General features: G+C 58.1%; 12 protein-coding genes and 1 pseudogene. All 13 read left to right on the forward strand.

The genetic code is table 11. From position 1 onward, the window contains the following. Nucleotides 1-79: 79 nt before the first annotated feature. Entirely contained in the window at nt 80-301 is a 222-nt protein-coding gene (locus ACUVTA_RS07745) for a hypothetical protein (RefSeq protein ID WP_445952380.1), read from the forward strand. Nucleotides 302-311: 10 nt separating this feature from the next. Beyond that, nucleotides 312-533: a hypothetical protein gene (locus ACUVTA_RS07750; RefSeq protein WP_445952381.1), complete on the forward strand. Its 222-nt coding sequence runs from the start codon at nt 312-314 to the stop codon at nt 531-533. Nucleotides 534-605: 72 nt separating this feature from the next. Next, nucleotides 606-875 (forward strand): 30S ribosomal protein S15, encoded by a 270-nt coding sequence (rpsO, locus tag ACUVTA_RS07755; protein WP_445952382.1) that lies wholly within the window; start codon nt 606-608, stop codon nt 873-875. A gap of 78 nt (nt 876-953) precedes the next feature. Beyond that, nucleotides 954-3,158, forward strand: coding sequence for a polyribonucleotide nucleotidyltransferase (locus ACUVTA_RS07760; protein WP_445952383.1), 2,205 nt, complete (start codon nt 954-956; stop codon nt 3,156-3,158). 96 nt (nt 3,159-3,254) lie between these two features. Further along, a complete protein-coding gene (locus ACUVTA_RS07765) occupies nt 3,255-3,500 on the forward strand; it encodes a hypothetical protein (protein ID WP_445952384.1) in 246 nt (81 codons plus the stop codon). Continuing rightward, complete coding sequence (locus ACUVTA_RS07770) at nt 3,458-3,766, forward strand: polysaccharide deacetylase family protein (RefSeq protein ID WP_445952390.1); 309 nt, start codon at nt 3,458-3,460, stop codon at nt 3,764-3,766. Before ACUVTA_RS07765 ends, ACUVTA_RS07770 begins: the two co-directional genes overlap by 43 nt. Continuing rightward, the gene (locus ACUVTA_RS07775; RefSeq protein ID WP_445952385.1) at nt 3,763-3,990 is read left to right on the forward strand and encodes a hypothetical protein; all 228 of its coding nucleotides are present in this window, start codon (nt 3,763-3,765) and stop codon (nt 3,988-3,990) included. Before ACUVTA_RS07770 ends, ACUVTA_RS07775 begins: the two co-directional genes overlap by 4 nt. Nucleotides 3,991-4,193: 203 nt before the next feature. Continuing rightward, nucleotides 4,194-4,421: pseudogene (locus ACUVTA_RS07780) on the forward strand (N-acetylmuramoyl-L-alanine amidase family protein); the annotation flags it as partial. Nucleotides 4,422-4,441: 20 nt separating this feature from the next. Beyond that, nucleotides 4,442-4,723 (forward strand): N-acetylmuramoyl-L-alanine amidase family protein, encoded by a 282-nt coding sequence (locus ACUVTA_RS07785; protein WP_445952386.1) that lies wholly within the window; start codon nt 4,442-4,444, stop codon nt 4,721-4,723. Nucleotides 4,724-4,868: 145 nt separating this feature from the next. Next, nucleotides 4,869-6,164, forward strand: a complete 1,296-nt coding sequence (locus ACUVTA_RS07790; protein WP_445952387.1) for a M16 family metallopeptidase — start codon at nt 4,869-4,871, stop codon at nt 6,162-6,164. Beyond that, complete coding sequence (dut, locus tag ACUVTA_RS07795) at nt 6,164-6,610, forward strand: dUTP diphosphatase (RefSeq protein WP_445952388.1); 447 nt, start codon at nt 6,164-6,166, stop codon at nt 6,608-6,610. Before ACUVTA_RS07790 ends, dut begins: the two co-directional genes overlap by 1 nt. Before the next feature lie 107 nt (nt 6,611-6,717). Next, on the forward strand, nt 6,718-7,059 hold the full coding sequence (locus ACUVTA_RS07800; RefSeq protein WP_445952389.1) for a hypothetical protein: 342 nt from the start codon (nt 6,718-6,720) through the stop codon (nt 7,057-7,059). Nucleotides 7,060-7,082: 23 nt separating this feature from the next. Then, nucleotides 7,083-7,199: PRC-barrel domain-containing protein (locus tag ACUVTA_RS07805; protein ID WP_445952391.1), on the forward strand; the 117-nt coding region annotated here is incomplete at its 3' end.

Raw genomic sequence — 7,199 nt, forward strand, 5'->3', positions numbered from 1 at the left:
TGAGCCGCAGAATGATTTACACCGCTTCTTCTTTGTGTTAAAATCAGATTTAGGCTTGGTTGCGTGAGGAGGCACCCGCGTGGAACTTGCCGGTGCGGCGCAAAAGCCAGCGGAGTTCAAAATCTGGCTGGACCAGATTGCGGTGATCTGTCTCAGTGAGGAGTTCCAGCGGTTAAGGGCTGAACTTGAATCCTTTTACGAGAGTTCAGATCCCGCGGGAGCAAGCGTCAAGGCATTTGCGGATGCGCTTTACACCTTTTTAAGCGAGTCCGAGGAAAATATAGCCAGGCCCGCCGGCTAAGGAAGCACCGATGCGGGTCATTATTACGGAGCACGCTGCGCGGCGGCTTCGTAAGGCGCGCCAGGCGGAGATTACCACGCGGGATATTATTACCGCTGCGGAGGCGGTGCCGGGGATGGTTTTAACGGCTACCCGTTTCCGGGGTTTCGTGGCCCGGTCAGGTAGGGTTTTTGACCTTGTAGTTAAAGATATCCCTGAAGGGCACCTGGTAATCACCGTGATCGGGAAATGAACCGTAGGCGCGGTTGGGACCGTTGGGAGGGTTCGGACTGGGCTTACGGCAATTAGAGGGAGGTGAAGGTTGGTGGCGCTGACGGCGGAAAGAAAGAAGGAGCTCATTGAAGGTTTTCGGATCCACGAAAACGATACCGGTTCGCCGGAAGTGCAGGTAGCCATCCTGACCGAGAGGATCAACCAGCTAAGCGAGCACTTGAAAGTTCATAAAAAAGACTTTCACTCGCGGCGGGGCCTCTTGAAGATGGTCGGGCAGCGACGGGCGCTCCTGAACTACCTGCGCGATTACGACTTTAAACGTTACCAGCGTCTGATTGAAAAGTTAGGTTTGCGGAAATAGGCGGGGGTAAGCCCCCCCTTTTTTTATAGGCGAAAAAACCTGGTTTGCAGGAGGTAATGCAGGAGGCAAGTTTCAGTTATGCAGGATAGGATAATTCACAAAAAAGAAATGGTTATCGGCGGCCGGCCACTGGTTCTCGAAGTGGGCCGGGTCGCCCGGCAAGCGTCGGGCGCGGTTCTGGCGCGTTACGGCGATACCGTAGTGTTAGTGACGGCGACGATGGCTGCGGAGCCGCGGGAAGGGGTAGACTTCTTTCCGCTTCTTGTGGATTACGAGGAGCGCCATTACGCCGTAGGAAAGATACCCGGAGGGTTTCTCCGGCGCGAGGGGAAACCGGGTGAGAAAGCTGTCCTCTCAGCGAGGCTTATCGACCGTTCCATCCGGCCGCTTTTCCCCCAGAAGTTGCGGCGGGACGTGCACGTGGTGGCTACAATCATGTCGGTAGACCAGGATTGCGCCCCGGAGATCACGGCGATGATCGGGGCGTCGGCGGCCCTTTCTCTTTCCGAGATTCCTTTTGCCGGGCCGATCGGTGGGGTTATCGTCGGCTTGGTCGACGGGGAGTACGTAATTAATCCTACCGTTGCCCAGGAGGAGCAGAATAAGCTCCACCTCGTAGTGGCCGGCACCCGGGACGCGATCATGATGGTAGAGTGCGGGGCGAAAGAGGTGCCCGAAAGCGATATTTTAGAGGCCATCGACCGCGGCCACCAGGTCGTGCGGGAGATCGTCGACTTCATCACCGCTTTCCGGGAAGAGGCGCTGGCCCTTGGCTTAGCGTCACCCAAACTGGCACTGGAGTTCCCGGAGCCCGATCCGGTAATGATCCAGGAAGTCAGGGAGGCGGGCCGGACGGCCCTCGCGGCCGCGATCCGGCGTTGTGTTGACGCCCGGTTAGATAAAAAGGCCCGCGAAGAGCTAGTGGAGAACGCGAAGAAAGAGTTGATGGCCGCCCTCTTAGAAAAATACCCGGAGGCGGAGGCCCTAATCCGGGAAGAGCTCGAAGCGGTGGAGAAAAAGATCGTCCGGGAACTGATCCGGGATGAGCAGATCCGGTTTGACGGTCGGGGGCTGCGCGAGATTCGCCCTCTCAGCGTCGAAGTCGGGGTGCTGCCGCGGGCGCACGGCTCCGGGCTTTTCACCCGGGGACAGACGCAGGTTCTTTCTGCGGTTACGCTGGGTCCGGTAGGTGACGAGCAGATCTTGGACGGGCTCGGCATCGAGGAGACCAAACGCTTTATGCACCATTATAATTTCCCGCCTTACAGCACGGGCGAGGCCCGGCCGATCCGCTCCCCCGGGAGACGGGAGATCGGACATGGAGCGCTTGCCGAACGGGCGCTCGAAGCGGTTCTCCCGCCGGAAGATATCTTTCCGTACACGATCCGGATTGTATCGGAAGTTCTCGAATCAAACGGTTCTACCTCCATGGCGAGCGTTTGTGCCAGCACCCTGGCGCTGATGGATGCGGGTGTACCGATAAAGGCTCCGGTGGCGGGGATCGCCATGGGGCTGATCAAGGATGGTGATACGGTCGGTATCCTGACCGATATTCAAGGGGTTGAGGACCGCCTGGGGGACATGGACTTTAAGGTAGCTGGCAGCGCCGCAGGGGTGACGGCCTTGCAGATGGATATCAAGATCCCCGGGGTTACGCGGGAAATCTTAGAGCGGGCGCTCGCACAGGCGCGTGAGGCGCGGCTTTATATCCTGGAAACGATGAAACAGACCATTGCGGCGCCGCGTCCGGAGCTTTCGCCTTATGCACCGCGCGTTCTCCACATGGTAATCGATCCGGAGAAGATTCGCGACGTTATCGGCCCCGGCGGTAAAGTTATCCGGAAAATCATCGAGCTTACGGGGGCCGAGATCGACGTGGAGGACGACGGCCGGGTTTATATCACCGCGCCGACAGAGGAGGCCGGTCGTAAGGCGATGGAGATCATCCAGAATCTCACCGCGGAGGTTACGGTGGGGCAGGTTTACTTAGGCCGGGTGACGCGGATAGCCGATTTCGGGTGTTTTGTAGAGATCATTCCTGGTGTCCTCGGCTTGCCTGGTAAAGAGGGTCTCGTCCACATCTCCCAGCTCGCGCCGCAGCGGGTGGAAAAAGTAGAGGATGTGGTGAAGGAAGGTGACCAGATCCTCGTCAAAGTCATCGGCTACGATAATCAGGGCAAAATAAAGCTCTCGAAAAAAGAGGCGATGCGGGCTATAGAGCAGCGGGAGAATAAACGCCCTGACAGGCGTTCCCAGCGGATCAGGATCCGGTCCTCGAAATAGCCGGCTGACCGAAAAATATTTTCCCGGCGCGCCGCATAAGGATTTACAAAGCGATCCCCGTCAAGGGGATTTTGCCTTTTAAGGGGGGTTGTCCGCGTGCCTTACCTGGTTCTGCGGCTCCGCTGGCCGTTGCGCTTTTTCGCGCTGCTTCTCCTCGCTCTCGGTATCCCCTTTATCACCGGCTACCTGATGTCGGATAACGAAAAAACGGTTTTAGCGGCTGCTCCCGGTCCTATTTACCAAGGATCAACAGCGAAACGGCTCATCGCCCTAACCTTTAATGTTTATTGGGGTGAGGAATACCTGCCTGCCATTTTGAAGCTGCTGCGAGGAAAAAGGTAAAGGCGACCTTTTTCCTCGGCGGGCAGTGGGTAGAGAAGTTTCCGGAGTTGGCACAAGATGTCGCCCGGGATTTCGAAGTAGGCAGCCATGGCTACGCCCACCGGGAGCCGAGTCGCCTTTCGGTTGCGGATAACCTAGCGGAGATCAGGCGGGCAGAGGCGATCATCGAAAGTGTAACCAAGAAGCGGCCCCGTCTTTTCGCCCCCCTTACGGTGATTGTGGCCCTGCTGTTCTCGAAGCGGCGGCCCAGGCTGGCTACCGGGTGATTCTCTGGAGCATCGATCCGGTTGACTGGCGTAATCCCCCGGCAACGGCGATTAGCAGCAAGGTGGTCAGCCGCGCACACAACGGGGCCATTGTTCTCCTTCACCCTACGGCGCCTACTCTTGAGGCGCTGCCGACGATTATCGAGGAACTACGGGGGCGGGGCTTCGAGTTTGTCACCATCTCGGAGCTTCTATCCGAAGCGGAAGCACAACCGGGGCGATGAGGGTTGCCAAAGTTTTTCTTTTATGTTGAGCGGTGGTGCTTCGGGTTTCTACTGCTACTTCTGACAGCGGGTATAATCGTAGGAGCGGGAGCTTTCCGGGCCTGTTCGACAGCGGCGACCGGTTGGTACGTGACGGCCCTCGCCGGGCGGACGATTGTCCTTGACCCAGGACACGGCGGTGTGGATCCCGGGGCGCATTACCGGGGGGAGATTCTGGAAAAAGACCTGTCCTCCAGATCGCCGGGCGGCTCAAGCGCTTTTTGGAGAATGCCGGGGCGACGGTTATTATGACGCGCACCGGTGACTACGACCTAGCACCTCCGGAGATCAAATCACTGGCCGCCAGAAAACGCTACGACCTGCGGGCCCGGGTGGAACTGGCGAATCGCGCGGGCGCCGACATCTTTCTGAGTATCCACGTCAACACCGCCCGGGATCCGGGCAAGGCTGGGTGCACGTTTACTATTCCGAAAAGCCCGGAAGCGACATCCTGGCTCGCTACATCGAGGAGGAAATGTGGCGGTATGTTGGTAAGGAGCGGATGCCGCTCCCCGGCCGTTATTTTGTGCTCCGGGAAACGCGGATGCCTGCTGTGCTTGTCGAGGTAGGTTTCCTCTCCAACCCGCGGGAGAAGGTTCTTCTCTGTAATCCTGATTATCAGGAACGGCTCAGTTGGGCGATTTTCAGAGGCGTGGTACGCTATTTGGGGGAAGCCTCTTCTTTCAAAAGGTAGCGGTTGGAGCCAACTGCCGGTAATTTTGGGCTCCGGCCTATCCTGGGGAAAAGTGTGTTAAGCCGCAGGCTGGCTGGGGCCGCTAAAGGCCTCTTTTTTCTGGGAATGCTAATCTGCGGGAGGATTCCGCAGCCTGTTGTAGAAAATGACTACGATTACGGCAAAAGAGGGTGAAATGTTGATCCGCACAGAAGAACTGCCCAACGGCGTTACGGTGTTAACCGAAGAAATACCCCACGTACGCTCGGTGGCCATCGGGGTATGGGTGAACGTTGGTTCGCGGGACGAGGCACCGGAGCAGAATGGGATTTCCCACTTTATCGAGCACGCGCTTTTCAAGGGCACCTCGACCCGAACGGCCAAGCAGATTGCCGAAGAGCTTGATGCTGTTGGAGGGCAGCTTAACGCCTTTACCGCCAAGGAATATACCTGTTTTCACGCCCGGGTACTCGACGAGCATTTTCGGTTAGCGGTCGACCTTCTGACCGATATGCTCTTCAACTCCCGTTTTGACCCGGCGGACCTGGAGCGGGAGAAAAACGTAATCGTCGAAGAGATAAAAATGTACGAGGACGCGCCGGACGAGCTGGTTCACGATGTTTTTACCAGTACCCTCTGGCAGGGACATCCCTTAGGCCGCCCCATCGTCGGTACGGAGGAAGTGGTGAAGAGCCTCGGCCGGAAGGATCTCCTCCGCTTTTACGAACGCCATTACCTCAAGGGGCGGATGGTGGTTTCGGTTGTGGGTAACATCCGGCACGAGGAGGTGCTCGCCGCGATTTTGCCCGCCTTTGAACGGGTAAGAGGGAAGAGTGAAACGCGGTTGCTCGCCAGTCCCGCTCCTCACGCGGCGATAACCCACCGCACCCGGGATACGGAGCAGGTTCACCTTTGCATCGGCACTCCCGGTGTGGCGTTAGGGGACGATTTGAGTTATGTCTTTCAGACCCTCAATACGATTCTCGGTGGTGGGATGAGTTCGCGTCTCTTCCAGCGGATAAGGGAAGACCGCGGTCTGGTTTATTCTGTCTATTCCTACCATAGCTCCTACCGCGATACGGGTCTCTTCTGCATTTACGCCGGTCTAGCAGCTCCGAACGTCTCCCAGACGCTGGAGATGATCGCGGCCGAGATTACCAACGTCCGGCGTCGTGGCATAAGCGAAGAAGAATTCCTGCGGGCCAAAAACCAGTTGAAAGGGAACTTCCTCCTGAGCCTGGAAAGCGTTGTTGCCCGGATGAGCCGGATGGGGAAGTCGCAGCTCTATTTAGGCCGGGTGGTGCCGCCGGAGGAGGTCGTAGCGAAGATTGAAGCGGTAACTCTTGAAGACGTTTTTGCCGTGGCGGAGAGCTTTTTCCGCCCGGAGAACTTCGCCCTCGCTTCGATTGGTCCCTGGGAGGACGGTGTGGTCTGGCGCGAGGCGCTCGGGAGGCTCAGTTAATGGCGGAAGTGGAGGTCGCCGTCCGGCGATTGCCGGGAGCAGAGGACCTGCCGCTGCCGGCTTACGCTACGCCCGGCGCAGCGGGGGCTGACCTTTATGCGGCCGTTACGGAACCGGTAACTTTGCTTCCGGGCGAGAGGTTGCTGGTCCCGACGGGCATTAGCATCGCGTTACCGGAGGGCTACGAAGCGCAGGTCCGGCCCCGGAGCGGCCTGGCGTTAAAACATGGCGTCACCCTCCTCAACACTCCCGGCACGATTGACGCCGACTACCGGGGCGAAATCAAGGTGATCATGGTTAACCTCGGCCGCGAGCCCTTCATTATCCGCCGGGGTGACCGGATCGCCCAGCTCGTCGTTCAACCGGTCAGTAGGATAAAATGGCGGGAAGTCACTTGCCTCGACGCCACCGCGCGGGGCGCCGGTGGCTTCGGCCATACAGGATAGAGAGGGTAGGAAACCGGCGTTTTAAAATCAACCGCTAATCGGGGCGGTTGATTTTTTTGTATACCGGTGGTTGGTCCGTCATAAGTAATGAACGGGGGGTGGACAATGTGCTCGCGACCATTCTTTTTTGCGCCGGAGTTTTCGCCCTCATGGTACTATCGGTTAAAGAGAAGGCCCATCAGCTTTCCCTGCGAGAGAAAAGCCTGAACAGGACGCCTTCGCCCCTAGCGGGTGCCCTGGCCTATCTGGTCGGCGTTGCGGGCGGCATCTATCTGTCCCTTTCCCTCCTGGTCGGTTTTCTGGAGGTAAACATCCCTTCCCAGATTGCCGTTTTAGGGCTGGAGCTTGATCCGCTCGCGGCCGTCGCTATCACACTCGCCCTGCTGCAACCCTTTATCTTACGTCTGTGCCGGGCGGGGCGGTGTAAAATTATACCCGGCGGGAAATGATTAGCTGCGCGAGGTGGCAAAAGATGAGGCTTGGCGAACTTATCGGCAAGGAAATTGTTAACCTTTACGACGGTGCGCGCCTTGGTGTGGTCGGGGAATCCGACCTCACCATCGATGCCGAGACGGGGCAGGTGCATAGC

Source organism: Thermodesulfitimonas sp. (assembly GCF_052743955.1).

Coding starts and splice junctions, on each gene's coding strand:
- ACUVTA_RS07790 (WP_445952387.1), top strand. CDS start 4,869: ATGACTACGATTACGGCAAAAGAGGGTGAAATGTTGATCCGCACAGAA.
- dut (WP_445952388.1), top strand. CDS start 6,164: ATGGCGGAAGTGGAGGTCGCCGTCCGGCGATTGCCGGGAGCAGAGGAC.
- ACUVTA_RS07760 (WP_445952383.1), top strand. CDS start 954: ATGCAGGATAGGATAATTCACAAAAAAGAAATGGTTATCGGCGGCCGG.
- ACUVTA_RS07750 (WP_445952381.1), top strand. CDS start 312: ATGCGGGTCATTATTACGGAGCACGCTGCGCGGCGGCTTCGTAAGGCG.